Genomic DNA, 24,470 nt, shown 5'->3' on the forward strand with positions numbered 1-24,470 from the left:
TTTGAAGTAGTTACGGGACAATATTTCCATAACCACATTTTAAAAAGACCTCACTGCATAATGATTATACACAGAAGGTCAATGAATTGCAAATTTATTAGTTAGCTTTATTAACGTTAACGGCTTGTGGTCCACGTTGGCCATCTTCAACTTCAAAAGTTACCTTTTGACCTTCATCTAATGACTTGAAGCCATCAGTCTGAATAGCTGAGAAATGTACGAATACATCGCCACCGTTGTCGCGAGTGATAAAACCATAGCCTTTATCGGCATTAAACCATTTAACTGTACCTGTTTCCATGAAAAAATTCTTCCTGCACCTAGTGCGTCTTTAATCTATTTTTTGTTGTACATAATTGGCGCAGAGCTTTGAAACATTTGAATTTTGAATCTTGGAACCTTACCGATTAATACTTCTTCATTATAACAGAACTATTGAAAGAAAACCGATTAAAAAGTTCGGTTTCTCATTAAAACTATTTGCTGCTGGAGTTACTGCTCTGCTTTGAAGAAGTAGAAGATGAATTACTGGAACTGGAAGATGATGAAGAAGAACTGGAAGAGCTGGAAGACGAGTTCGCAGCCGAGGAAGATTTTGCAGCAGATGCAGAGGCTGAGGCACTAGCGGATGCCGAACTTTGTGCAGCCTCCGATTGAGCAATCGAAGCCGACTCGGAAGCCGATGCGGCAGCCTGTTCAGAAGCAAGTATTGAACTTGAAAGAGCTGCGGACTCTTTTTTAGACGCAGCCTTACTTGAAGATTCAATTTTTGCTGTGAGATCTTTATCCGTTTTCGTCAAAGAGATTGATAGCAAGACACGAATAGCAGTTACCTGAATTCTCGCGGCTTTTTTATCCTTCCCCGCTTCTTGAGCTTCTTGAGCTGCTGCTAGTAATGTTAATACCTTCTCGTTTTTAATTTTTTTTGGATTGGCAATCAATTTTTGCAGTTTTGATAACTGCTTTTCAGTTAGTTGAAGCCACTCATTATCGGGAATTTGGAAAACAACTTTCTTTTTGCTGACAACTTTATCAAGTTTGCCGAAGCCAAAGAATAATTTCGATAAACCATCCTTATACTTCCATTTTGTTACTTTTGTAACCCGATAAGCTTTGCTACCGGAAATTTCTTTCATGGAAAGGCTGCTTGTCGAAGAAGGAACGGCAGTTCTTACTTTAGCGGAATTTTCTTTGTTTTTATAAAGATAAATCGCTAAATCACTGCCAAGCTTTTTATTACTTGTCGTAGCTAAAATGCCTGCGCTTAATTTATTGCCGGCGACCGAATAGATTCTTTCCTTTTGCGAACTAACAACTTTTGCCATGCCAAAATGTTCATTCATGTTCAAAATCATTAAAAGAATGCTGCCAAAAAGAAGCAGGCTGGACAGACTTCCCCAAAGACGCCGCAGAAAAGCAGTTTTAAGCAACATCCAGCTTACAAATGTCGTCAGCGCAAATAAAGCGACTAATACAAAGATCATGATTGTTTGTCCCCTTTCTCATCGAGGAGATTCGGATCGTTGCTAATAATCTTACCTGAATGAAGAAAACCGGAAATGATAAATCCAAGAAGAGCAAAAATCAAAGCAATTGCAAACGAAGCATGAAAACCAGTTAAGGTTACATCGAGAGTTTTTCGACTAAATTCCAAAACGTTTTCCGATTTCAAAGCTTTGGCTGGCCCCTCTGTATTGGCAATATTTTGCGTCACAGAAGAAAGCAAGGAAACAACAATTGCAGAAGCGACCTGTCTGGCAGTGTTGTTGGCGGCAGTCCCATCGGAAGCTTTTTCTTTTGGGAGTGCAGACATTGCCGAAGCGGTAAGCGGCATCATAACCATCGCGATTCCAAACATTCTCAAAGCGTAAAAGATTGTTATAAAAGACTTTGGCGTATTTAAACCAATGAATAAGAAAGGAAATGTTGCAATCGATAAAATCATGAAACCGACTCTCGATAACCGTTTTGCACCATTTCGATCATAAACTGCTCCGGCAACCAGAGACATAACTCCCATCAAAACCGCTCCAGGAAATAGAGTTAAACCGGATGACAATGGCGATAAACCACGAAGTTCCTGCAAATAAGTTGGAATCATCATTTCAATTCCCATCATTGCCATCATCGATAGAGAGATCAAAATAGTTGTGACCGAAAATTGTTTTATTTTGAAAACGCGGACATCCAAGAAAGGATGTTTCATTTCCAATTGATGCAAAACGAAAGTTGCAATAAAGAAAATACCAATCAATCCCGGAATAATAACATGCGGAATATCAAACCAACCATCATAGTGTGAATTGGCAACATTGGTCAGTCCCCATAAAAAGAGACCAAAACCGACCGTAGACTGAACCAAAGAACGAATATCGAGCTTAATATTTTGATTTGGCACAACATCATGCAACAAGAACAAACTCATAACCAGGTCTAAAGCAATTACAAACATCGGTAATAAGAAAATGGAACGCCAGGAATCAGACAAAGTCAAGCCGAGAATCGTATGGTTCTTATCTAAAATCCATCCGGAAAGTGTCGGGCCAATCGCCGGAGCCATTCCGATAACCAAACCACCCAAGCCCATCGCGGCTCCACGATCTTTAGCCGGAAATATGTAAACAATAACGACTTGCATCAAAGGCATTGTAATTCCAACGGCAATTGCCTGAACAATTCGTCCCGCTAAAAACCAATTCCAGTTGTTGTTCGGGGCACTATAAGAAATATATTGCCCTATTAGAAGCATTGAGAACGCAACAACATAAAGCCATTTAGTTGGAAACTTGGTCGACAAATAAGCTGAAACAGGAACCATAATTCCATTTGCCAGCAAAAACCAAGTAGTTGCCTCTTGAGCCGTTGCCAGGTCAATATTAAAATCATTCATTAATGTCGGCAGAGCAGTTCCTAAAGAAGTTCCCATCAGCATTCCCGCGAAGGTAGCAACCAAAACGGCTAGCATAAATAGGCCGCGACTATAATTTTTTCCGTGAATATCAACTGATTTGGCCGACATTTATACCTCCATAAAAACAAAAAAACAAACAATAATTATTACTTATACCGTCTTTTAAAATAACGGAAAAATGGTGACATTTCAGATGGCTCCATTCGAAAATTGTGAATTATACAGATCGGCATAAAAGCCGTTAGCATCCAAAAGTTCTTCATGCGTTCCAGTTTCGACAATCGACCCATGATTCATAACAACAATATTATCAGCATTCTGAATTGTCGAAAGCCGATGAGCAACAACAAAACTGGTCCGGGAACTTTGCAGTTTTTCCATTGCCCTTTGAATTAAAATTTCTGTTCGCGTATCAACAGAGCTGGTAGCTTCATCAAGGATTAAAATTTCCGGATCAGCAAGAAAAGCCCGGGCAATCGTTAACAGCTGCCTTTGACCCTGCGAAATATTAGAAGCCGATTCATTGAGGATTGTTTGATATCCCTTGGATAGCTGGCGGATGAAACCATCGGCATAAGCCTCTTTGGCCGCAGAAACTACCTGTTCTTCAGTCGCTTGTTCGTTACCATATTTAATGTTGTCAAAAACAGTTCCGGTAAAGAGCCAAGTTTCTTGAAGAACCATTGCAAAATGAGAACGGGCTTCCGGTCGCGTCAAAGTCCGGGTATCAAAACCCTTATATCTAATTGAACCATCTTTTACATCATAAAAACGTTCGAGAAGATTAATAATCGTTGTTTTGCCAGCACCGGTCGGTCCAACAATTGCAATCATCTGGCCTTTATCGACTTTAAGCGAATAATCTTTGATTAATAAATTATCACTGTAACCAAATTTAACGTGATCGAAAGACAATAAGGATTTAGGATTCTTGATATTTTTCGGTAAATTTTTGAAATCGTTAGTCATTTCTTTCGCATCAAGAATTTCGAAAATTCTTTCGGCACTGGCAATCGTCGATTGAATTGTATTACTTAAATTGGCAATTTGAGTAATCGGTTGCGAGAATTGATTGGTATATTGTAAAAATGCCTGAATATCGCCAAGCGGCAACTGACCATTCGCAACTTGAATCGAACCAAAAACAGCAATTAACAAATAATCCAGATTATTTAAAAACTGCATCGCCGGAAAAATCAAAACAGAAATAAATTGAGCTTTCCAAGCGGCTTGATAATATTTTTGACTTTGTTTTTCAAATCTATCAATCACTGGAATTTCACGATCAAAGGTTTTAATGACCTCATGGCCAGAAAAAGTTTCCTCGACTTGGCCATTCATAATTCCCAATACTGCCTGCTGTCTGGCAAACAGTTTCTGGGCATGCGGAGCAATAAAACGAACAACAAAAATGCTGATTGGCACCGTAATGAAAGCAATCAAAGATAAAGACCAACTAATAGTCAGCATAAAGAAAACAACGCCGAGAAAAGTTAAGGCGGAAGTGACAATTTGAATCAGCGCTTGTTGAAGAGTCCCGGAAATATTATCCATGTCGTTAACAACCCGGCTCATAATATCTCCATTTTGATGCTGATCATAATATTTGATCGGCAAGCGAGCCATTTTGGCTTTGAACTCCGATCGCAAACGAAAGATCGTTTTCTGAGAAATTCTCGTCATGATAGCCTGCTGAAGAAAACTCATAAGGGCCGAGAGAACATAAATAATAGATACTTCAATCAATATTTTGATAATTGGTTGGTAGGAGATTTGATATTTTTCGGACTTCAAACCAGCAACAACCCCTTTATAAATGATCGTTGTAGCCCGACCCAAAATTTTCGGTGCAGAAACAGACAACAAAACCGACCCAATCGCGAGAAGAACCGAAAAAACAACACCAATTCTGTTCCGACCAAGATACTTAAACAGTCTGACCGTCGTACCCCAAAAATTATGCGGGTGTTCGGCGACTCTTGCCATCGGCCTCGGTCCATTGCCGTTTCCACTCATTCTTGCGGCCGGATTACGCATAAATTTTACCTCCGGACTTGGCTAAGATATCATTTTTATGAAGTTGGGAATCGACAATTTCTTTGTAAATCGAATTATTTTTCAACAATTCTTGATGCGTGCCAAGACCAGAAATTTTTCCATCCTCCAAAACGAGAATCTGGTCAGCATCTGCCACGGTCGAGACACGTTGAGCAACAATGATTTTTATTGCATTTTTTATTTTTTTATCTTCGGAAAGTGCCTGCCGTAAATTGGCATCAGTCTTAAAATCAAGAGCAGAAAAAGTATCATCAAAAATATAAATATCGGCCCGTTTAATTACTGCCCGGGCAATTGATAAGCGTTGGATCTGACCACCGGAAAAATTATTGCCGCCTTGTTCAACCGGTGCATCCAAGCCGCCTTGTTCTTGAATAAAAGAATTTGCTTGGGCAATTTCCAAAGCACGATTCATATCTTGTTCACTGGCTTGAGAATTGCCATACTTTAAGTTGCCTCGAACAGTACCTTCGAAAAGAAAAGACTTTTGGCTGGTAAAAGAAATGTGTTTATGTAGATCACTTTGAGAAAAATCACTAACATCGTCTCCGTTAATCAGCACCTTACCGCCGGATACATCGAATAATCGAGGAACGAAATTGATAAGACTGCTTTTCCCTGACCCTGTTCCTCCAATAATCGCCAGCGTTTGTCCTTTATGAATCTCAAAATTAATGTCATCAAGGACTTTCTTACTCGAACCGGAAAAAGTAAAGTCGACATGGGAAAACTTCAAATCGTCAATTGGATCAAGTTTTTTCGGTTTAATCGGATCGTTAATAGTGTCCTTGATATCAAGAACTTGCTGAATTCTTTGTGCAGATGCCTGAGCCCGTGGAACAACAACAAAAATCATTGAAAGCTGCATGAAAGAAAACAACATTTGTGTTGCATATGTAATAAAAGACAAGAGATTGCCAACCGGCATCAGACTCCCGGCAATTAAATGAGCACCAAACCAAACAATCGCTATATTCGATGCACTGATAATGAAGGTCATCGCCGGACTCATCAAACTGGTAATCACGTAAGCGTTAATTGCATTTTGTGTGAGATTTATATTAGCCTTTTTAAAACGATTTTGCTCGAATTCATCTTGATTAAAGGCACGAATAACCCTCACTCCAGTTAATCCTTCACGAAAAACCAAATTGATTTGATCCGTTAAAGCTTGAATCTTTTTAAAAAGGGGTACCGATTTGGTCATGACCAAAATGACAACCAAAGCCAAAACCGGCATTGCGGCAGCGAAGACCAACATTAAACGAGGACTCTTAAAATAAGCCATCACGCTGGCACCAATTAACATCATTGGAGATCTAATCATCATCCGAAGCATCGAATAAGTGGCATTCTGCATTTGGACAACATCATTGGTCGTTCTCGTAATCAGTGACGCCTGACCAAGTTTTTCAAAATCGCCATCCGCCATTTTTGTAACCTTGCGAAACATAAAACTTCGCAGTTTGACGCCAAGTTTTTGAGAAGAAGTAGCTGCCAGTAACTGGTTACAGATTGCTCCGACAATTCCAAAAAAACTAACAATCAACATAACCAGACCGGTTTTCCAAATATAAGAAATATCATGTTTGACAACACCAATATTAACTATATTCGCAGTAATCGAAGGCAAAATAAGATCAGCGGCTACCTGAAAAAACAAACAAAAAATAGCCAGAAAAACAACGAATTTATTTAAATTTTTATAAGCCAGCTTGAACATGCATTTTAAAATATATGTTACGCCAGTTTTAAAAAAAAAATCAAATTACATTGTCAGATAGATTGAAGAATACATTAAAGCCGTCCCGAGAAGAACAAACAAATGCCACCAGACATGGTTCCACCAAATTCTTGTATTCAAATAAAAAAAAGTTCCCGCCGAATAAGAAATTCCGCCCCAAAACAGCATCCAAAGTGAACTAGTCGGAATACTGTCTTTAACAATCGGAAATAGAAAAACAATTAACCAACCCATTGCCAAATAGATCAAAACCGAAATCCAGCGATACCTGCCGATAAACATGAAATCGTAAACAATTCCTCCGATCGCCAAGATAAGGTTGGCAACCCATATCCACAAAGCAATCGGGTTTTTAATGAAAATCCAACAAAAAGGGGTATAGGTTGCCAAAATTATTAAGAAAATCCCTAAATGGTCAAAATGTTGGAAGATCCAAGCACAACGGGTAAAGATCAAAGCATGAAAAAGAGTGGAATTTAAAAGAAAGATAATCAGACAAACTGAATAAATAATCAAGGCCGTTAGGTCGATCGCCGAAGTATAGCCTGTGTCTGCAGCTCGAATAAAAAGAAAAATAATTCCAATGATTGCGGCAGCAAAGCCGAGACCATGAGTAATCGAATTAAAAATTTCTTCAACGATACCAAAGGTTTTTACACTATGCTTTTTACTGTCCATCGTTCAAGTTTACCCTAATAAAAAATCCGACTCGCGCGGATTTAAAATAATTAATAAATATCATCGTCGGATAAATCATCGCCGGGATCACTCGACTTAGGATTGTAGTTAGGATCATCGAAAGGGTCCGAGGCAGAGTCTTTACTCTTTTTATTGTCTCCAGGATCTTCATCTGAATCCTTCTTTTCACCAATTCCATATTGATCGCGGACAGAAGTGAAAATTTCGTCATGTTCCTTTTTGTGTTCCGGACTGTCTAGCCAAGAAATAGCGTTAACACGGCCTTGACCAATTTTCTCTCCTTGGTAGGCATACCAAGCACCAGACTTATTGATAATGTCTTTATCAACCGCAAGATCAATTAATTCTCCGGTTTGGCTAATACCTTTTCCGTACATAATGTCAACTTCGGCAACTTTAAACGGAGGAGCAACTTTGTTTTTAACAACTTTAATTTTGGTATTATTTCCAACAATATTCGTGCCATCTTTAATTTGAGCAGATCGACGCACTTCAAGTCTAACAGTCGAGTAAAATTTCAAAGCACGGCCACCCGGAGTTGTCTCTGGATTTCCAAACATAATTCCTATTTTTTCACGAATCTGGTTAATAAAAATTGCAATTGTACCGGTTCTATTCAGTGTACCGGCAAGTTTCCGAAGTGCCTGGCTCATTAAACGAGCCTGTAAACCAACATGAGAATCGCCCATTTCTCCTTCGATTTCAGCGCGTGGGACCAAAGCCGCGACCGAATCGATAACCAATAGATCGATTGCCCCGGAATTAACCAAATCATCAGCGATTTCCAAGCCCTGTTCTCCGGTATCCGGTTGGCTAAGCAGCAAATCGTCAACATTTACGCCAAGAGCTTGCGCGTATTTCGCATCCAAAGAGTTTTCGGCATCGATATAAGCCGCCGTGCCGCCCTGTTTTTGGACTTCAGCAACCGCATGCAAAGCAACAGTTGTTTTACCTGAAGATTCCGGTCCGAACACTTCAATGATTCTTCCTTTCGGATAGCCACCAACCCCTAAAGCAATATCGAGTTTTAAAGAACCTGTTGAAATAACATCGATCTGTGTATGAACATTTTCACCCAAACGCATAATCGATCCCTTACCAAAATCTTTTTCAATTTTCTTTAATGCTGCATCGAGTGCAGCTTTTCTTCCACTAGCCATAAAACCTCACTTGTTTATTATGCTACGAAAAGTAAGCATATACGAACATTTGTTCGTACTTTAAAATAACTTAACCTTCGAAATATTAATACGTTTTTTTCTAGTATTTTTGAAAATTACATACCATCGGAAAAAACAGAACGATTTTTAACGAAATAATCGATTCCAGAATATATCGTGAAAATAACGGCCAAATAAATCAGAATCTGTCCAATCGGAAAACTAATTCCAAAATTGCTGCAGTACAAAAAAATAATTGCAAACATTTGAGTAAAAGTCTTGATCTTACCAGGCATCTGAGCTGCAAAAACTGTTCCACTGTTTTCAACAATCAAAGTTCGAAGACCAGTAATCGCCAATTCGCGTATCACGATGATTGAAGTAATCCAAGCTGCAACAACGCCATAACGAGTTAGAAATATCAGTGCTGTCATAACAAGCAGCTTATCTGCCAAAGGATCGGCGAACTTACCAAAATTAGTAACAAGATGGCGACTGCGGGCAATTCGTCCGTCGAGCAAGTCAGTGATTGAAGCAATCGCGAAAATAATCGCGGCAACAATCCATCCAGTTGAATGTCCGAAAGTCGAAGACCACTTAAGCGGCAGACTCAAAATCAAAATAAAAATCGGAATCAAAAAGATCCGAAAAGTAGTTAACTTATTAGGTAAATTCATTGTGAAACCTTCTCCCTTTTAATGATTATATTCGTGATTTGAACCGAAGATCCGGACATAAAGTTCGTATTTTTGCCATCAAATAAGATTTCTGTATTGTAGGGGTTGCCGACATGAATCGTGGCTTCCTTTTGGCCTTTACTTAAAGTGACCTCTTTATAACTACCGGCAGGAATCGTCGTTTCGAATTGGGTAACGCTGTCAACTGTAAAAATCGTCCATGAAGCGCTGCTGGCCTGTACCTGAATTGTGTGAGCCTTGTCGTCATAAAAAGTCATCGTTGCCGTATTACTGCTGAATTGTGGTTTAGACAAAGCTTCTACATTGGAACTGCTGGATGACGATGAACTGCTCGAACTGCTCGATTTTTGCTTTGAACTCTGCATTTGCGCCGAACTGGAATCGATTTTTGTTGACGTTGTCGAATTGGGATGAACCTTGCCAATAACAATCCAAGCCCCAAAAGCCAAAATAAAAAGCAGGGCAACAATAAGCAAAGGAATCTTCTTCATCAAACGCCGCGGCATTGAAAGCGATAAATTCATTCCCGCTCTGGGAATTCGATCGGAACCAACGCGAATAGAATTCTTGGAAATCTTTTCGTTGCCGGTCTTGTCTTTATCCGTCTGACGATCATTCCAAGTACCTTTCGAATCTTCTTCATTGAAAAAAAGCGAATCCGGATTATTTGAATTTTCCTGGTCGGATTCAAAATCAGAATCCAGATCTTTGTCCCTGTCCTCCGAGGTATCCAAGATAGTGTTTGGATCCAACCCAACCGTATTGGCGTATTGGCGAATAAAGGCTTTCACATAAAAAGGACCAGGGAGTTTATCAACTTGGCCAGTTTCAATTGCCTGCAAATAGCGCACTTGGATCTTGGTTGAAGAAGAAATGTCTTCTAAAGTTAATCCATGATGCTCACGTGCGTCCTGCAGATGCTTTCCAATTGCTCGGTAATCAGTATCCATTCATAAAAATTATAACAATCTTATTCAACAGGATTTACGCAAAAACTACTAAATGAATCAAGATTGTAATAGCTTTCAAATAAATTAACCGCTTTGCGATAAGTTAACTCCCGCAACTTTTCAATTACTCGAAAAATATTTACGTCCGTATTAAAAACATCAGCAATTGTAAAAACATTATTTTCCAGCTGATCTAAAGACATCGAAAGTTCCCCCAAGGAAGCTTTCTTTTGCCATTGGAATTCTTTTTCCAGTTCTTGACTATAAGAGATATTTTTCAATTGAGAATATATCTCCTTGAACAATTCTTTATTTTCGGAATGGCCAGTAAAAGTGATGAAATTATAATTTCGGCCAACATCGGCTTGTGCCGAGAAATCGTCATTCAAAAATCCTTGATTATAATTCCTTAAATACCAATCGGAGGAATCCGAAAAATAAATGTCTAAAATCAAATCGCTTGAAAAAGACAGATCAATCGCCGTATCTATGTCAGGCAGGTTCCCACTGCCTTTGATACCTGCTGCTAACAAAGGAAGAGCAACCGGCATATTCTGTTCGGCGCTTTTTTTAACCGGAATTTTAGCGTTGAAACGATTGACTCGCGAAAAATTAATCCTGGGACGCGTTAACCGAGCCTGTGTCTGTTTCAACAAAGCTAAAAGACCGGTGGGATCAATATTGCCGGCAATTTTCAATTGCAAGTTGCTTGGCTGATAGAAGTATCGATGAAATTTATAGAGTAAATCAGCGTTTATTGTTTCGATGCTGTCAATATTGCCGGCAATATCCTCTCCAAGAGGTTGTTTCCGATAAAGATTTTTCATTAGTCCAAAAGATGAAACCCAGTCCGGCATATCTTGATACATTGATATTTCCTGTCCGATAATTCCCTGTTCCTTAGCAACCGAAGCCTCGGTGTAATAAGGTTCCTGAACAAATTGCAACAAAAGTTTGATCGATTGATCAATATTTTCGGTTCCCTGAAAATAATAAACGGTCTGGGACTGACTAGTGTAGGCGTTGGAAAAGGCCCCATATGCACTGAATATTTCACTAACATCGCCATTTTTCTTTTCAAACATTTTGTGTTCCGCGAAATGTGCTGTCCCGGAAGGAAAAATAATCGTTTCACCCTTTTCATCAACAATTTGTTGATCGGTTGCTCCGGCATTAACAAAAAGAGCTGCAAAAACGGAATGGAAATCTTTTTTTGGAATTAAAGTTATTTTAAGACCGTCGTTTAAGGTCTCTGAATAAACCCGTTGATTGTATGATCGGAAATTTTCAGTTTTCATTTATTAATAAGGCCTCGGTTTGTTCAATAGAATGTCGAGAAAAGTCGGATACCTGATCCTTTGTAACTGAATTAATTATCCTAATAGCGTCATTCGGATCTACTTTATATCCGCTCAAAAAACTGTTCAAATGGTTTTCAACTGCGCTCCCCTGATAATCCTCACTCGATATAATGCCTGTCGTCAATTCTTTTTTAATTGACGCAAATAATTTATCGGAAAAGTTACCATGTTTAATATTGGTAATTTGTGCTCTTATCTCCTTTTCGACTTCAACTAGATTATTTTTGTCAAGTCCAGCCTGAATAACCATCAGACTATCTTGGCCGATAATCGAAGAATTAACATAATAAACCAAGTGCCTTTTCTCGCGAATGTCAGAAAAAAGCAATGACTCGCTGGAACCGCCAAGCAGCCTTGAAAATAAAATCGCCAGAAAACGTTGTTCCGAAGAATAATTGTAATCGATTAAACTGTAGACATCTTCAATTAAGGACTGATCTCCTCTTTCATAAAGCCTTACCTTTGTAAAATTATGCGTTTCCTGCCTATAATTCAAGTCCTTCAAAGCGGCCGATTCCGTTGATAAAATCGGCCATCTTGCAATAATTTTTTTGATATTTTCCTTTTCAATCGGACCGGAAACAGACATTGCCACATGATTGGTCAACAGCATTTGTTCAAAAGCCTCAACGATTAAGAAATTTTTTAATTTTTTAATAGAATCGGCATCTCCTTCCGGCGATACTTGCATATTTGGATCGGAAAAATACTTCATCAAAGCCTGCCGATGAAGCTTGTAGCTTTTATCGTCGAAAGCTGCCAAATATTCTGCTAAAAAGTTCTTTTTTTCGGTTTGAAAAAAAACTTCCGGAAACAAATCATTAATAATTAAAGGTCGGTAAATTTGTTCAAATAAAAAAGCTAGTCCCTTTTCAACCAGCGGATAACCATCAGCAATATTCGGATTCGGCAATTTTAAACTAAAACGAATCTTAGAGATCTGCCCAAAGCGAACAGTTGAAACAGAAAAATGAGCCCCATAAAGTCTATTTAACTGTCGGGCAATTAACTGACGATTAGAAAAAGCCTGGGAACTATTTTCAAGTATCCTCGCCAGCATCGCTCTGGGCGCAGCAGATTCTTTTTCAAAGGATTGACAAAAATCAACGACTATTTTAACCGACTCAAACTGATCCGTACAAATTAGATCAAGATTTATTCCATTAGATAATTTTTCCATATTTTCCTTAAAGTATCGGTGATAGCAGACGAGAAAATTTCTGTAATACTGTCATCCAAAATCCCTGTGTTTCGAAATCTTTTTTGCTTAAAAGCTTTGACTTGGAAAGGTCAATCGAAATTTGTTTCTCGATTTTTTTAGCGAAATAGCTGCTGTAAATGAAAGCATTTGCTTCAAAACTTAATTCAAAAGATCGAATATCCATATTGGCTGAGCCAATGCTGACGATTTCATCATCAATAATTAAAAGCTTGCTGTGCAAAAAACCACCATCATAACGATAAACGTTTGCTCCGAAATCAATAAATTCCTGCGCATAGTACTGAGTTGCCCGGTAAACAAAAGGATGATCGGGACGATCCGGAATAAAAATGTTAACTTTGACGCCGGCCGCTAAAGCTATCGTAAGACTTTCGTAAATCGGTTGGTCGGGAATCAAATAAGGGGTCTGGATGGTAATTGATTTTGTCGCCAAAGTTATCATTTTCAAATAACCCTGTTTAATTTGCGCCGTTAAAGAATCCGGCCCCGAAGAGACAATTTGGATTGGATGAATTCCATTAACTTGAGTCGCCGGAAAATAATCTTCCAAAAAAGACAATTTGTCTTGTTTCTTAGCGGTTGCATTCCAATCGATAAAAAAACGCGATTGTAAAGAAAGTACCGAATCACCAATAATTTTAAGTTGGGAATCACGCCAATTGCCAAACCTTTTCGACTTGCCAAGATACTGATCACCTATATTGAATCCTCCAATATAACCAACTTTTCCATCAATCACAACAACTTTTCTGTGAAAACGAAAATTGATTCGCAGGGCTAATAATTGAAAGCGCCTGGTTAAAAAAGGATAAACGGTCCCGCCGGCTTTCAGTAAACGATGATACATTCCTAAATGAGTTCCGTGAGATCCGTATGCATCATAAATAACTCTAACCCCAACTCCCTGACGGGCTTTCTTGGCCAACAGATCAACTAATTTATTCCCGATAACATCATTGCTGATTGCAAAATAGGCTAAATGGATATGGTCCTTGGCCTTGTCTATTTCAGCAAATAAATCATCAAAAAAAGCCCGGCCATCAAAAAAAGTTTCCAGATCATTGCCATAAGTCAGTATTGATCCGGAATTATTTTCAAATAGTTCAACAAGCATACTCGCTTTTTGATTCAAATGTAAATGATGACCATAATATTTTTGGTTATCTCTGATTTGCTCGCGACCGACGATTTCCTGACTTGTAAAATCAAAGATTTTTTTATCGGAAATTCGGCGACCGGCAAACCAATAAATAACGAAACCGATTACGGGAACAAAAACCAAAACGACTAACCAGGCCCAAATTCTGCTAACATCCCTTTTACTCCAAAAAACCGTAATAAAAGATAAGGTCGCGTTTAGTACCAGGACTATTAAAATTACAGCAATCAACAAATTCATGAGCTATTTATTAATTATATAAGTTAACGACTCGACTGGCCGGTAAAAAATAATTTCAATAAAAGCATTAAAAATAATTGTTGGTAAAACGGTGAAAATTATGTAATTAGCAAAGGCAATATCGGTTTCATTAACTAAAATTCCAGCTATAAAAACCAAAAAATAAAAAACCAAAAGCCCGGTCGCGATTGTCCAAAAAGTTGACCAGATTCGGTAAGGCATGCGTTGATCGATTAGATAAACCACATAGGCGCTAACCAGATAAGAAACCAAATAGGTTCCAATCGCCTGTGTGTAATATAAATCAAAAATAAGGCCAACGGCAACTAACCACCACCAAAAAGCGAAGTGCTTATCGGAATGAAAATGAATTGCGTAAAATATGCCAACAAAAGTTAAATTAGGAAGAATACTAAAGTCATAAAAAGACAAAAAATTTGAAAATCCGGACATTAAACTGCCATCAAAAAAAACTAGAAAAATTAAAAAAATCGGATAGACAATTTTTGGGCGCAAATAACGGTTGTTTGAAGTAATTTTATTATTCATTACCGCCAACTCCGGTTACTACAAGCACACTGGAAATATCCGATAGATTTGCGGCTGGTTTTATGTAAATTTCTTTGGCAATACCGTAAGTATCGTCACGAACACTAACAACTTTACCAACGTAAAGTCCCTTTGGCAAAATTCCTCCAAGTCCGGAAGTTTGGACAAGGCTCCCTTTTTTAACTGTAGATTTTGAAGTTAATTCATCAAGAACAAGTTCATCCGTATCAGAGTCGTATCCTGAGATAATCCCATTAACAACTTTTCCACCACTGGTGACCTGAACAGGAAAACGATCAGAATCAGAATCGACATTCGAAATAAGTGTAACTTTACTGCTCGTATCGGAAACCTGGGTTACTTTACCGATCAAACCTTTGGAATCCAAAATCGGCGAATTCTTTTTTACACCGGCATTCGAACCCTTGTTAATAATCAATTGTCCATTCCAACTGCTGGGAGTTCGACTAACAACGACCGCGCTGGAAGTACTGTAGTCGGTTAAAGAATCTTTCAGTTTTAAATTAGCCTTGAGTTCCTTATTTTCTTTTTTTAACGTCTGAATTTTCACTTGATCAGCAGCAATCTGATCCACACGCTTAACAAGACGCTGATTCTCTTTGTATGTTTTAAACAGTTGCGTCAATGAATTGGTCGATTTTCCTAAGGCACTAGTTGGTGCCGAAACACCGCGACCAAAAAAAGCCCCTACATCTGAAACAAAGCGCTGGACAACCGGTATTTCTTTCGCCTTGCCATAAAAAAGACTTGACCCAATAATCAAGCTAACAGCTACAACGACTGAAATTATAGTAATTAAAATTTTCTTTCCGTTAAATCGCAAAACTAACCTAATTTATTCTTTAAATTGTAACTGGGAAGAGCGAAGCATCTCACCCAGTCCGTTAACAACTGCTTCCTGTGGATTTGGCGCAATAAAAACTGGAACGTGAACTGTATCGGCAATTGCCCGATCCAAAAAACGCAAATTAGCGCCACCGCCAGTTAGAGTAATACCGCGATCAATAATATCTGAAACCAATTCTGGGAGAGACTCTTCCAAAGTTGTCTGAATCTCCGTCAGAATATGATTTACGGGACTGGCAATCGCTAAAGCGACATCCTCTGCTGTAACATCGCGTTGAGCCGGAAGGCCGGAAATTAAATCAATTCCTTTGACAGTCGCCGAACCTAATTGTTTTGAAGCCTTAACATTTGCTGAACCAATTTCTTCTTTAAGGATTTGAGCATCCCCTTCGGAAATTCGGAAATTATAACGCTGCAAAACCATATCTTTAATTGCATCGTTCATTGCGTCGCCGGCATAAACGGTCGAACGGGTTGCGTTAGCTTTACCCAAACTGATCGTAGCAATATCAACCGTTCCGCCACCTAAATCAACTACCATTGTTCCCGGGGCATCGTAAACCGGAAGTCCTGCGCCAACGGCAGCAGCGATCGGCTCGTCAATAATATAAGCATCTTTAACACCGGCTGATTGAGCAGCATCTTTAACAGCCCTGCGTTCAACCTCTGTAACACCACTAGGAACACCGATAATTGCAACTGGTTTTCCCGGATGATTATTGTAGGCAACGTTTAAAAAATAATTCAAAAGTCCGATCGTCGCATCCAAATCGGAAATAACGCCTTTTCGTAATGGGCGGATGACCGAAATAGTTGGTGGATTCTTTTCAAACATTTTGTGAGCTGCTGAGCCAACAGCCATTAATTCGCTTGTTGCTGTATCTTTTGCAACAAAGCTTGGTTCGTTAATAATAACTCCGGATCCTTCTAAAAAGACCAGAGTATTGCTTGTGCCGAGATCGATCCCGACATTTTTTTGTCCAAATCCTAATGCCATATGTGTCCTATCCTCATAAGTATAACACGCTGTTTTCTTACCTTTTTAATTGCTTTTTGCTAATTTTGCTTTTAAATATGCGCGTGCTTGGCTAACAAAATAAAGCGAACCGGTAACAACGATCATTTGTTTTTTTGGGTCGATTTCGCGCAACAGATCATCTAATTGCCAATGCCATTCTTTATAGCTGCTAGACTCGGCTGTTTCTTTATAAGCCTGCCAATTAACCGGAAAAACGGTCGCCAACGGCAAATCAGAAAAACTAGCGACCGAAATATTTTTCTTCTTCAAGTGGCCAAAAACAATCAATTGTTCTCGATCGCCATACTCTTTTAGTAATGAATCATTAAGTGTCGCAATACCTTGAATGTTATGAGCTCCATCCAAAATTATCAAGGGGTCTTTAGAAATTTTTTCCATCCGTGCCGGCCAGGAAACATAATTTAAAAATTTGATCAATTTATCCTGTGGCCAGCTGTCAATAATTTTCAAAAAATGATCGGCTTTTGCCGTCTCATGCAGATAAAGTTTAACCGCCGCCCAAGCCAATGCAGCATTATAGCGTTGATAATAGCCACGCGAAAGTGGAAGTTTGGAATCGATTTGTCCATAAGGAATCTTCAGTTCTTTTGCACGCGCTTCAATCACATCTTTGGCTTCATTCGGGATCCGGCCATAAACCAAAGCTTTGGTACTCGGCTTAACGATCCCAACTTTTTGAAAAGCGATTTTTGCAAGTGTGTCGCCTAAAATATCCATGTGATCAAGCCCAACGCTGGTAATAACGGCAACAGTCGCATCAAGAACGTTCGTGGAGTCCCAAAGACCGCCAATCCCAACTTCGACGACTAGAGCATCCAAATGAGATTCGGAAAAATAAAGGATTGCAATCGCGGTAATGACTTCAAATTCAGTCTGGTCAGTATAATTTTCAAAAACAATCCTGGTGTATTTAAGCAAATCGTCATCTGAAATATACTTGCCATCGATCTCAATTCGTTCATTGAACTTAATAATAAACGGAGAAACAAATAAACCGGTGCGATATCCGGAGGCAGTCAAAATTGCCTGTGAAAAACGAGAAACGGAACCTTTGCCATTGGTCCCAGTAACATGAATAATTGCCGGTAATTTCTTTTCCGGATGACCGATTTTTTCCAGCAAATTCAACAATCTTTCTTGCGTATCGTGTTTAGCCCGCTTCCCTGCTTTCGTCAAGGAATGAATCCATTCGACTGCTTCATTTTCATTTTCAATCATGATTTTCTTTCAATTCTTTAATACGGGACTCGGTGGCATTTAACTTCTTTTGCCAGTCGCTAAGTTTACTCCTTTCAGCTTCGACAACTTGTTTTGGTGCACTATGAACAAATTTATCATTCGATAATTTTCCCGATGAGCGTTTGACCTCTGCGGTAAACTTTTTTGCTTCTTTTTGAAGACGGTTTATTTCTTCATCCAAATTAATCAGTTCCGCTAGGGGAATGTAAACAGTCGCTCCCGAAATAACCCGTGACATCGATAGCGACGGCGCTTGAATTTTTTTGGAAATTTCCAACTGTTTAGGGTGTCCGAAACGATTGATATAATCAATATTACTCCGAAAAATTTCTTCCAATTTTTCGTCATCGATTTGAATAAGAATGTCAACCGGAATTGAAATTGGTGCTTTTGCTTCAGTACGAATATTCCGAATTGCAACAATTAAATCCTGTAGGATTGTAAAGGATTTTTCCGCCTGTGGATCATTCAGAGCTTTATCAATTTTTGGATAGTCGGCAATTACCAAGCTTTGATTATCTTGGTGTTGAGGCAATTGTTGCCAAATAGCTTCAGTAACAAAAGGCATGATTGGGTGCAGCAAACGTAACGTCTGATCCAATACATAGGCTAAAACCTGTTGAACCGGCCTTTTGTTTAGTGCTGAATCATCATTCAAAGTTTCCTTGGTCATTTCAATATACCAATCGGCAAAATCATCCCAAATAAAGTTGTAAAGTTGACGGCCAGCTTCACCAAACTCGAATTTATCGAAATTTTTTGTTACATTCTCAATCGTTGAATTCAAACGCGATAAAATCCATTTATCGGCCAAAGCTAAAAGATTTCGATCGGGCAGCTCGATTTTTGTATCAGTTTCCAAATTCATCAAAACATAGCGAGAAACATTCCAAATTTTATTAATGAAATTCCAAGCTGAATCCATTTTGTCATTGGAAAAGTTCAAATCCTGTCCCGGAGTTGAACCGGTAGATAAGAACCACCTTAAGGCATCAGTTCCGTATTTGTTAATTACATCCATCGGATCGATTCCATTACCCAAAGACTTGGACATTTTGCGGCCCTTTGAATCACGTATCAGTCCATGAATCAAAACGTTTTTAAAGGGTCGAGTACCGGTAAATTCTTTGGCTTGGAAGATCATCCGGCTAATCCAAAAGAAAATAATGTCATAACCGGTAACCATTGTCGAAGTCGGATAAAAACGTTTGTAATCGGAGTTATTCGTATCCGGCCAACCAAGTGTTGAAAATGGCCATAGAGCACTGGAAAACCAAGTATCCAACACGTCCGGGTCTTGTGTCCAACCATCGCCTTTTGGAGCAGTTAATCCAACATAGGTCTCTTTTTCGCCTTCTTTCGTGTCACGATACCAAGCTGGAATTCGATGTCCCCACCAGAGCTGTCTTGAAATAACCCAATCATGAATATTGTTCATCCAAGTCTGATAAGTATCTTCAAAACGAACAGGCCAAAAATCAACTTTGTCATTTTGTTGTTTTTGCATTTTTAGGGCCTGCTCTGCCAAGGGTTTCATTTTTACAAACCACTGGGTGGATAAACGGGCTTCGACTTGAACATCGGTTCTTTCGGAATGACCAACTGAATGGACAATTGGTTCGATTTTCAACATATAATTGCCATCTTGAAGATCATCAACAATCGCTTTGCGAGCTTGGAAACGGTCCATACCCTGATATTTACCGGCGTTTTCATTCATCGAAGCATCTTCATTCATTGTGTTGATTCTGGGTAAGTTATGACGATTACCAACCTGAAAATCGTTTGGATCATGAGCCGGCGTAATTTTAACCATTCCAGTCCCGAAATCTTTATCAACGTATTGATCGGCAATAATTTCAATTTCACGGTTAACTAAAGGAACGACAATCTTTTTGCCAACTATTTCCTTGTAACGTTCATCAGAAGGGTTGACAGCAACAGCGGTATCTCCAAACATCGTTTCCGGACGGGTTGTCGCTATTTCAATATAGTTCTTGCCATTGAATTTGAATTTTTTATCGACAAAGGGATATTTAACGTGATAGAAAGCCCCTTTATCATCTTTATGAATAACCTCAATGTCGGATAAAGCAGTTCGAGCCTGAGGATCCCAGTTGATAATATATTCTCCACGATAAATCAGCCCTTTTTTATATAAATCAACAAAGACTTTTCTAACAGCTTCATTCAGGCCTTTGTCCAAAGTAAAACGTTCCCTTGAAAAGTCCAAAGAAAGACCCATTTTGGCCCATTGTTCTTTAATTATCGAGGCATATTCATCTTTCCACTGCAAAACTTTATCAACAAATTTTTCCCGACCTAAATCATAGCGAGAAATACCATCTTCACGCAAACGAGCTTCGACTTTCGCCTGAGTAGCAATTCCGGCGTGATCCAGTCCTGGTAGCCATAAAGTGTCGTAACCCTGCATTCTCTTTTGTCGAATCAGCATATCCTGCAAGGTTGTGTCCCAAGCATGTCCCAAATGAAGTTTTCCGGTCACATTTGGTGGCGGAATAACAATTGAATATGCCTCAGGCTGCCCATCGGCATATTTTGCAGGTTTTAGCTTCTTGTCAACATCCGGATTGAATAATTCTTCTTGCTGCCAATGGTCGTAAATTCCCTTTTCAATCTCGCTTGGATTATATTTAGTCGACATATTGATTTCGCGCATTTTATTTGTCCTTTCGACGAGTGTATATAAAGGTTGCCAACGCAACAACTAACAAAATAATAGCCGCCAGATGCATTTTGTCATGAAAAGCTAATTCTAAAATTTTCTTAATTAAAAATAATCTTGCTCGCATAATCAAAATAAAAACGCCCTGAGAAAATCTCGGGACGCTTTTGCGTGGTACCACCCAAGTTGCTTGTTGCCAAGCCACTTAATATCTTCCGTTTTCTATATCTTAGCAACCTTCGATTTAAGCGTTCTGATTTTCACCAACCATCAGATCTCTATAAACGTTATCGTCTACTCCTCTAAGTTGACTATTAGTATATCTAACCAACGATTTGCTTTCAAGCTAAAAAGGTGTCTGATTGCGATTAGTATAACCATCTTTTAATCGCTCATAACTGCCTGGGTCAACCTGATCCAAAGCCCGGCCGACCAAATCAACCGTTCTTCCGTAATCAAGATCCCGTTCATAGTACAAACGTGCCTGCTGCAAAGCCGAAATAATTTCTTGGCGATCGGAAAAACGATTTGCATAATGAATCAACTCGACAGCCAAATTGGCATTAACATACAACTCCGAAGAGCTGGACTTAAGATCAGCAAGATCCGTTGTCACCTCATGAGCCTGCCGCTGAGCATCATCAAGATTGACTCTTGAAGCCGAAACCATATTATTCAAAGCCTTAATTTCATCTTGTACCGAAATAAACTGTAAACGATAATCTGCCGGAAGCCCTGGCATATCGACCTGTTCCAAAATTCGACGAATGTTTGACAGTTCGCCTGAGTATTGAAGGGAAATTCTTTTCAGATCATCAAAAACCTGTGGATATGAACTAATTGTTATATAAAGATCTTTTTGATTCTTAGCAATCTGGTCTAGTTGTTCAAATAAGCCATTTTGAATTTCGCGGATAGCAGTAAAAGGAGCCTTCTTTTCGTGCCAACGTTTTTTACTCTCCTCGTTTTGCTCGGAAACGGATTTGATTTGTTCTCCCCAACCACGAGTGTCTTCTACCTCTGAATGCGAGAGCGTAAAACGATGTGCCAGACGATCAATTTCAAGTGTCAGTTCTTGATTTTGTGCACGAACGTGTTTTAATTGATTAGTTAATCGACGATCATTTTTCTTGACATCGTATTCGGCGCCATATTCGTTTTCAATCGTATCGTAAAGAGTTTTAATCTGTACTTCAAGAATTCTTTCGGCATCCGCTGTCTTTTTCATGTCCAAATTTTTCAAAGCATTTAAAATCTGGCTATGGCTCTTTTTCATGTCGGCAATTACAACATTTGGATCGGCATCGAAAACAAATCCTTGTTTTGTCAATTGATCGGCACCGTTTTGCAATTCCTTGAAGTTCGTTGGATAACGATTGACTAATTTATCATATAGTGGAGGAATATCAATCATTTTCTTTTCCAAATCGTTAGTCTCGACACGAAGTTGTTCATAAACATCAGTCGCAGCCGTATGGTCACCCGATTCGGTTAATTTAACAAACTTGGCAAAATTATCTTCCAAACCGGAGAGAACATTCTCTAGCGGCTCGGAGGCCGGACCATATTTAAAGGATTCGGCCAAAATTTTCTTCCGCAACTTGTCATATCTTAATCGAAGTTCATCAACCGCCTTGCGGTGTTCCTGATCGACTTCGTTCAATTTCTCCAAGCCGCCTTGAATACTGGCAATTTTTGCTTTCGTTTCTTTTAAAGTCGAATTCAAAGTGTTGAATTCATCGCGCGTTTTAAAAACATTCAATCCACGCGAATCAAAAACGACCGAATTGGCTAATTGGTCAATATGCAGGAACTTTGAATTCTCAATATCGTTATAATCGGCTTCCAACTGCTGATACTCATGCAGGGATTTTCCGGTTAAACTTAATTTACGGGCATCCAAAAGCGCTTGTCTGACGTTAATCTGTGCCAACTTGTCTTTTTCTTCTACAACTTCATTCGCTCGTTTTGCATAGGAACGCTGAAAAAGTACGGCGGCCAGGTAACTGACCAGTAAAATTATCGAAATTATTAATAAGACCCAAATCATAGCTGCTTACTATTTTATGTCTTATGGAGGCAAGTCAAAAGCAACATCAGCTTTTCTTAAAATATAGTTCGCTTTAATACGAACATAGCCAGTCCTCATGCTTGCTTTTCAGCCATTGAGCGCGTATTATGGAATGGTTGTTTACAGCAGTCAAGCAGGAAGCTCGTCAACAAATCGATTTCAAAGCAAATCTTTGAGTAGGCAAGCTGTTAGACCGAAGTCGATTTGCACGAATCTTGGCTTGGCCCATTTACAACAGAATGGAGAATATATGTCACGTTATACCGGACCAAAATGGCGTTTAAGCCGTCGTCTCGGTATTTCTCTTTCTGGAAGCGGCAAGGAATTAGCAAGACGCCCTTACGCTCCCGGTGATCATGGAAATACCGGACGTCGTCCAAAATTATCAGAATATGCCACGCAATTGCGTGAGAAACAAAAGCTTCGTTTTACTTATGGATTGTCAGAACGCCAATTCCATAATTTATTCTTAAAAGCCGGCAAAATCCGCAAGGGTTTGCACGGTACCAACTTCTTTATTTTACTTGAGACACGTTTGGATTCAGTTGTTTTCCGTCTTGGACTAGCGTCTACCCGCCCACAGGCTCGTCAACTAGTAAATCACGGACACATTCTTGTCGATGGAAAACGAGTAACGATTCCTTCTTATGAGGTTAAGCCTGGACAGATCATTTCTGTTCGCGAACGTTCAAAGAAAATCGTTCCAATCCTTAACTCGGTAGAGGCTTCATTGAACAACACTCCCTTTGTTGAGTTCGATGCAGATAAGCTGGAAGGAAAGTTAACTCGTTATCCAGAACGTGAAGAACTTGGTGCTGATATTAACGAATCTCTAATCGTTGAATATTACAACCGTCTTGGTTAATTTATTAATTAAGAATCACCTGATGGTGGTTCTTTTTTTTACAAAAATATACAAAAAAAGAAGCCCTTCGGCTTCTTAGTTTTTTCAATTGCTTGTTTTAACCGTATGGTGGAACCAAGCTATTTTTTTGTCCAGCAATGCAACGGCATCATTGGCCAAATAAAGCATGTAAGTGAAGAAGAGGACCAGTGAGGCATCTCCTTGAACAGCAGTAACTCCCCACAATGCAACTTGGGCCGCTCCCTGAATAATCCAAAAGTAATAAGACTCTGAAAAACGCAAAGTTGTTAAAAGTGCTCCAGTTATTCCGATCGCCGCAGTGAACGAATCGATAATCGGGCGAGGTGTCTTGGTAATATAAATCTCAAAGAAATATAAGACAATCCAAGCTGCAAAGAAAACCACTGAAAACATTTTGTACCAATAAGACGAATCATGTTTCTCATTACGAGCTCCGACTTCGGAAATCTTGCGTACTTTCTTTTCAACATCAATCGCCCAATTTGGTGAAATCAAAACAGGTATGTCAAGTAGAACAATATAAACTCCCTGAAGAATCGCATCAGAAGGGTTTTTAGCGTGGATTGCAACCACAATATAAATTAATGCGGAAATCAACCCAAAAACTCCATTTAAGGGACGTGTATTCGTAATTGCAAGTGTTGTAGTGAAGCCTAAAATAGCGGCTACAAAAGTCCAAATTGCAATTGCGTTCAAGGGTGCGCTAAATGTTTGCCATGCAATAAAAAGATAGCCAAATAGCAAGAGTATGTATGACGATGTTGACCAACCAGACATTTGGTGAATGTACCAAGATGGTTTAAATAAATCTTTAAAAGTATGTTGTTGCTCCATATAATTCCTCCAATTTTTTGTTCTATACGCGAGCGCGCGTTATTAAGAGTAACAAAAAAATCCTGATCGAAATCAGGATTTAAAACAGTAATTTAAA

Annotated in this window: 21 protein-coding genes; 1 reads left to right on the top strand and 20 read right to left on the bottom strand. The window is 39.1% G+C overall.

What is annotated here, in order from left to right; all coding sequences use genetic code 11:
• Positions 1 to 97: 97 nt before the first annotated feature.
• The 19 genes from J3U91_RS07120 to ezrA form a co-directional block, all read right to left on the bottom strand.
• Positions 98 to 301: a cold-shock protein gene (locus tag J3U91_RS07120; RefSeq protein WP_002816803.1), complete on the bottom strand. Its 204-nt coding sequence runs from the start codon at positions 299 to 301 to the stop codon at positions 98 to 100.
• A 175-nt stretch (positions 302 to 476) separates the two neighbouring features.
• The gene (locus J3U91_RS07125; RefSeq protein WP_002820335.1) at positions 477 to 1,484 is read right to left on the bottom strand and encodes a DUF4811 domain-containing protein; all 1,008 of its coding nucleotides are present in this window, start codon (positions 1,482 to 1,484) and stop codon (positions 477 to 479) included.
• Positions 1,481 to 3,019 (bottom strand): MDR family MFS transporter, encoded by a 1,539-nt coding sequence (locus J3U91_RS07130; protein WP_002820337.1) that lies wholly within the window; start codon positions 3,017 to 3,019, stop codon positions 1,481 to 1,483. Before J3U91_RS07130 ends, J3U91_RS07125 begins: the two co-directional genes overlap by 4 nt.
• An 81-nt stretch (positions 3,020 to 3,100) precedes the next feature.
• Complete coding sequence (locus J3U91_RS07135; RefSeq protein WP_002820338.1) at positions 3,101 to 4,948, bottom strand: ABC transporter ATP-binding protein; 1,848 nt, start codon at positions 4,946 to 4,948, stop codon at positions 3,101 to 3,103.
• Entirely contained in the window at positions 4,941 to 6,692 is a 1,752-nt protein-coding gene (locus J3U91_RS07140; protein WP_002820339.1) for an ABC transporter ATP-binding protein, read from the bottom strand. The genes J3U91_RS07135 and J3U91_RS07140 overlap by 8 nt, the downstream gene beginning before the upstream one ends.
• A gap of 45 nt (positions 6,693 to 6,737) precedes the next feature.
• Positions 6,738 to 7,391, bottom strand: coding sequence for a PAQR family membrane homeostasis protein TrhA (gene trhA / locus J3U91_RS07145; RefSeq protein ID WP_002820340.1), 654 nt, complete (start codon positions 7,389 to 7,391; stop codon positions 6,738 to 6,740).
• A 50-nt stretch (positions 7,392 to 7,441) separates the two neighbouring features.
• Positions 7,442 to 8,572 carry a recombinase RecA gene (gene recA / locus J3U91_RS07150; RefSeq protein ID WP_002820341.1) on the bottom strand — a complete coding sequence of 377 codons (1,131 nt, stop codon included), beginning with the start codon at positions 8,570 to 8,572 and terminating at the stop codon, positions 7,442 to 7,444.
• A gap of 116 nt (positions 8,573 to 8,688) precedes the next feature.
• Complete coding sequence (gene pgsA, locus J3U91_RS07155) at positions 8,689 to 9,249, bottom strand: CDP-diacylglycerol--glycerol-3-phosphate 3-phosphatidyltransferase (protein ID WP_002820342.1); 561 nt, start codon at positions 9,247 to 9,249, stop codon at positions 8,689 to 8,691.
• Complete coding sequence (locus tag J3U91_RS07160) at positions 9,246 to 10,220, bottom strand: helix-turn-helix domain-containing protein (protein WP_004164906.1); 975 nt, start codon at positions 10,218 to 10,220, stop codon at positions 9,246 to 9,248. Before J3U91_RS07160 ends, pgsA begins: the two co-directional genes overlap by 4 nt.
• A gap of 20 nt (positions 10,221 to 10,240) precedes the next feature.
• On the bottom strand, positions 10,241 to 11,518 hold the full coding sequence (gene yfmH, locus J3U91_RS07165; protein ID WP_002820344.1) for an EF-P 5-aminopentanol modification-associated protein YfmH: 1,278 nt from the start codon (positions 11,516 to 11,518) through the stop codon (positions 10,241 to 10,243).
• Positions 11,508 to 12,761: a M16 family metallopeptidase gene (locus tag J3U91_RS07170; protein ID WP_002820345.1), complete on the bottom strand. Its 1,254-nt coding sequence runs from the start codon at positions 12,759 to 12,761 to the stop codon at positions 11,508 to 11,510. Before J3U91_RS07170 ends, yfmH begins: the two co-directional genes overlap by 11 nt.
• A gap of 7 nt (positions 12,762 to 12,768) precedes the next feature.
• Entirely contained in the window at positions 12,769 to 14,202 is a 1,434-nt protein-coding gene (cls, locus tag J3U91_RS07175) for a cardiolipin synthase (RefSeq protein ID WP_002820346.1), read from the bottom strand.
• A 3-nt stretch (positions 14,203 to 14,205) separates the two neighbouring features.
• On the bottom strand, positions 14,206 to 14,751 hold the full coding sequence (mreD, locus tag J3U91_RS07180) for a rod shape-determining protein MreD (protein WP_002820347.1): 546 nt from the start codon (positions 14,749 to 14,751) through the stop codon (positions 14,206 to 14,208).
• Positions 14,744 to 15,595, bottom strand: coding sequence for a rod shape-determining protein MreC (gene mreC, locus J3U91_RS07185; RefSeq protein WP_002816816.1), 852 nt, complete (start codon positions 15,593 to 15,595; stop codon positions 14,744 to 14,746). The genes mreD and mreC overlap by 8 nt, the downstream gene beginning before the upstream one ends.
• A 12-nt stretch (positions 15,596 to 15,607) precedes the next feature.
• Entirely contained in the window at positions 15,608 to 16,615 is a 1,008-nt protein-coding gene (gene mreB / locus J3U91_RS07190) for a rod shape-determining protein (protein WP_002820349.1), read from the bottom strand.
• 45 nt (positions 16,616 to 16,660) lie between these two features.
• Entirely contained in the window at positions 16,661 to 17,875 is a 1,215-nt protein-coding gene (locus tag J3U91_RS07195; RefSeq protein WP_002820351.1) for a bifunctional folylpolyglutamate synthase/dihydrofolate synthase, read from the bottom strand.
• Positions 17,868 to 20,576, bottom strand: coding sequence for a valine--tRNA ligase (locus J3U91_RS07200; protein ID WP_002820770.1), 2,709 nt, complete (start codon positions 20,574 to 20,576; stop codon positions 17,868 to 17,870). The genes J3U91_RS07195 and J3U91_RS07200 overlap by 8 nt, the downstream gene beginning before the upstream one ends.
• A gap of 1 nt (position 20,577) precedes the next feature.
• On the bottom strand, positions 20,578 to 20,787 hold the full coding sequence (locus J3U91_RS07205) for a hypothetical protein (protein ID WP_002820771.1): 210 nt from the start codon (positions 20,785 to 20,787) through the stop codon (positions 20,578 to 20,580).
• A gap of 141 nt (positions 20,788 to 20,928) precedes the next feature.
• Positions 20,929 to 22,632, bottom strand: a complete 1,704-nt coding sequence (gene ezrA, locus J3U91_RS07210; protein ID WP_002820773.1) for a septation ring formation regulator EzrA — start codon at positions 22,630 to 22,632, stop codon at positions 20,929 to 20,931.
• A gap of 271 nt (positions 22,633 to 22,903) precedes the next feature.
• Between ezrA and rpsD the strand changes: the two genes are divergently transcribed.
• On the top strand, positions 22,904 to 23,518 hold the full coding sequence (gene rpsD, locus J3U91_RS07215; RefSeq protein WP_026163821.1) for a 30S ribosomal protein S4: 615 nt from the start codon (positions 22,904 to 22,906) through the stop codon (positions 23,516 to 23,518).
• 84 nt (positions 23,519 to 23,602) lie between these two features.
• Here rpsD and pnuC read toward each other — a convergent pair whose 3' ends face one another.
• A complete protein-coding gene (gene pnuC / locus J3U91_RS07220; protein WP_002821742.1) occupies positions 23,603 to 24,373 on the bottom strand; it encodes a nicotinamide riboside transporter PnuC in 771 nt (256 codons plus the stop codon).
• Between the last annotated feature and the right edge of the window lie 97 nt (positions 24,374 to 24,470).

It is taken from the genome of Oenococcus oeni (assembly GCF_020510245.1).
GTDB classification, from domain to species: domain Bacteria; phylum Bacillota; class Bacilli; order Lactobacillales; family Lactobacillaceae; genus Oenococcus; species Oenococcus oeni.

Bases quoted from the DNA above. Each gene is read 5' to 3' on its own strand.
- mreD (WP_002820347.1), bottom strand. From the start codon at position 14,751: ATGAATAATAAAATTACTTCAAACAACCGTTATTTGCGCCCAAAAATT.
- J3U91_RS07130 (WP_002820337.1), bottom strand. From the start codon at position 3,019: ATGTCGGCCAAATCAGTTGATATTCACGGAAAAAATTATAGTCGCGGC.
- cls (WP_002820346.1), bottom strand. From the start codon at position 14,202: ATGAATTTGTTGATTGCTGTAATTTTAATAGTCCTGGTACTAAACGCG.
- ezrA (WP_002820773.1), bottom strand. From the start codon at position 22,632: ATGATTTGGGTCTTATTAATAATTTCGATAATTTTACTGGTCAGTTAC.
- trhA (WP_002820340.1), bottom strand. From the start codon at position 7,391: ATGGACAGTAAAAAGCATAGTGTAAAAACCTTTGGTATCGTTGAAGAA.
- pnuC (WP_002821742.1), bottom strand. From the start codon at position 24,373: ATGGAGCAACAACATACTTTTAAAGATTTATTTAAACCATCTTGGTAC.
- mreB (WP_002820349.1), bottom strand. From the start codon at position 16,615: ATGGCATTAGGATTTGGACAAAAAAATGTCGGGATCGATCTCGGCACA.
- J3U91_RS07140 (WP_002820339.1), bottom strand. From the start codon at position 6,692: ATGTTCAAGCTGGCTTATAAAAATTTAAATAAATTCGTTGTTTTTCTG.
- J3U91_RS07120 (WP_002816803.1), bottom strand. From the start codon at position 301: ATGGAAACAGGTACAGTTAAATGGTTTAATGCCGATAAAGGCTATGGT.
- J3U91_RS07200 (WP_002820770.1), bottom strand. From the start codon at position 20,576: ATGCGCGAAATCAATATGTCGACTAAATATAATCCAAGCGAGATTGAA.
- J3U91_RS07160 (WP_004164906.1), bottom strand. From the start codon at position 10,220: ATGGATACTGATTACCGAGCAATTGGAAAGCATCTGCAGGACGCACGT.
- J3U91_RS07170 (WP_002820345.1), bottom strand. From the start codon at position 12,761: ATGGAAAAATTATCTAATGGAATAAATCTTGATCTAATTTGTACGGAT.
- J3U91_RS07135 (WP_002820338.1), bottom strand. From the start codon at position 4,948: ATGCGTAATCCGGCCGCAAGAATGAGTGGAAACGGCAATGGACCGAGG.
- J3U91_RS07195 (WP_002820351.1), bottom strand. From the start codon at position 17,875: ATGATTGAAAATGAAAATGAAGCAGTCGAATGGATTCATTCCTTGACG.
- recA (WP_002820341.1), bottom strand. From the start codon at position 8,572: ATGGCTAGTGGAAGAAAAGCTGCACTCGATGCAGCATTAAAGAAAATT.
- rpsD (WP_026163821.1), top strand. From the start codon at position 22,904: ATGTCACGTTATACCGGACCAAAATGGCGTTTAAGCCGTCGTCTCGGT.
- yfmH (WP_002820344.1), bottom strand. From the start codon at position 11,518: ATGAAAACTGAAAATTTCCGATCATACAATCAACGGGTTTATTCAGAG.
- pgsA (WP_002820342.1), bottom strand. From the start codon at position 9,249: ATGAATTTACCTAATAAGTTAACTACTTTTCGGATCTTTTTGATTCCG.
- J3U91_RS07125 (WP_002820335.1), bottom strand. From the start codon at position 1,484: ATGATCTTTGTATTAGTCGCTTTATTTGCGCTGACGACATTTGTAAGC.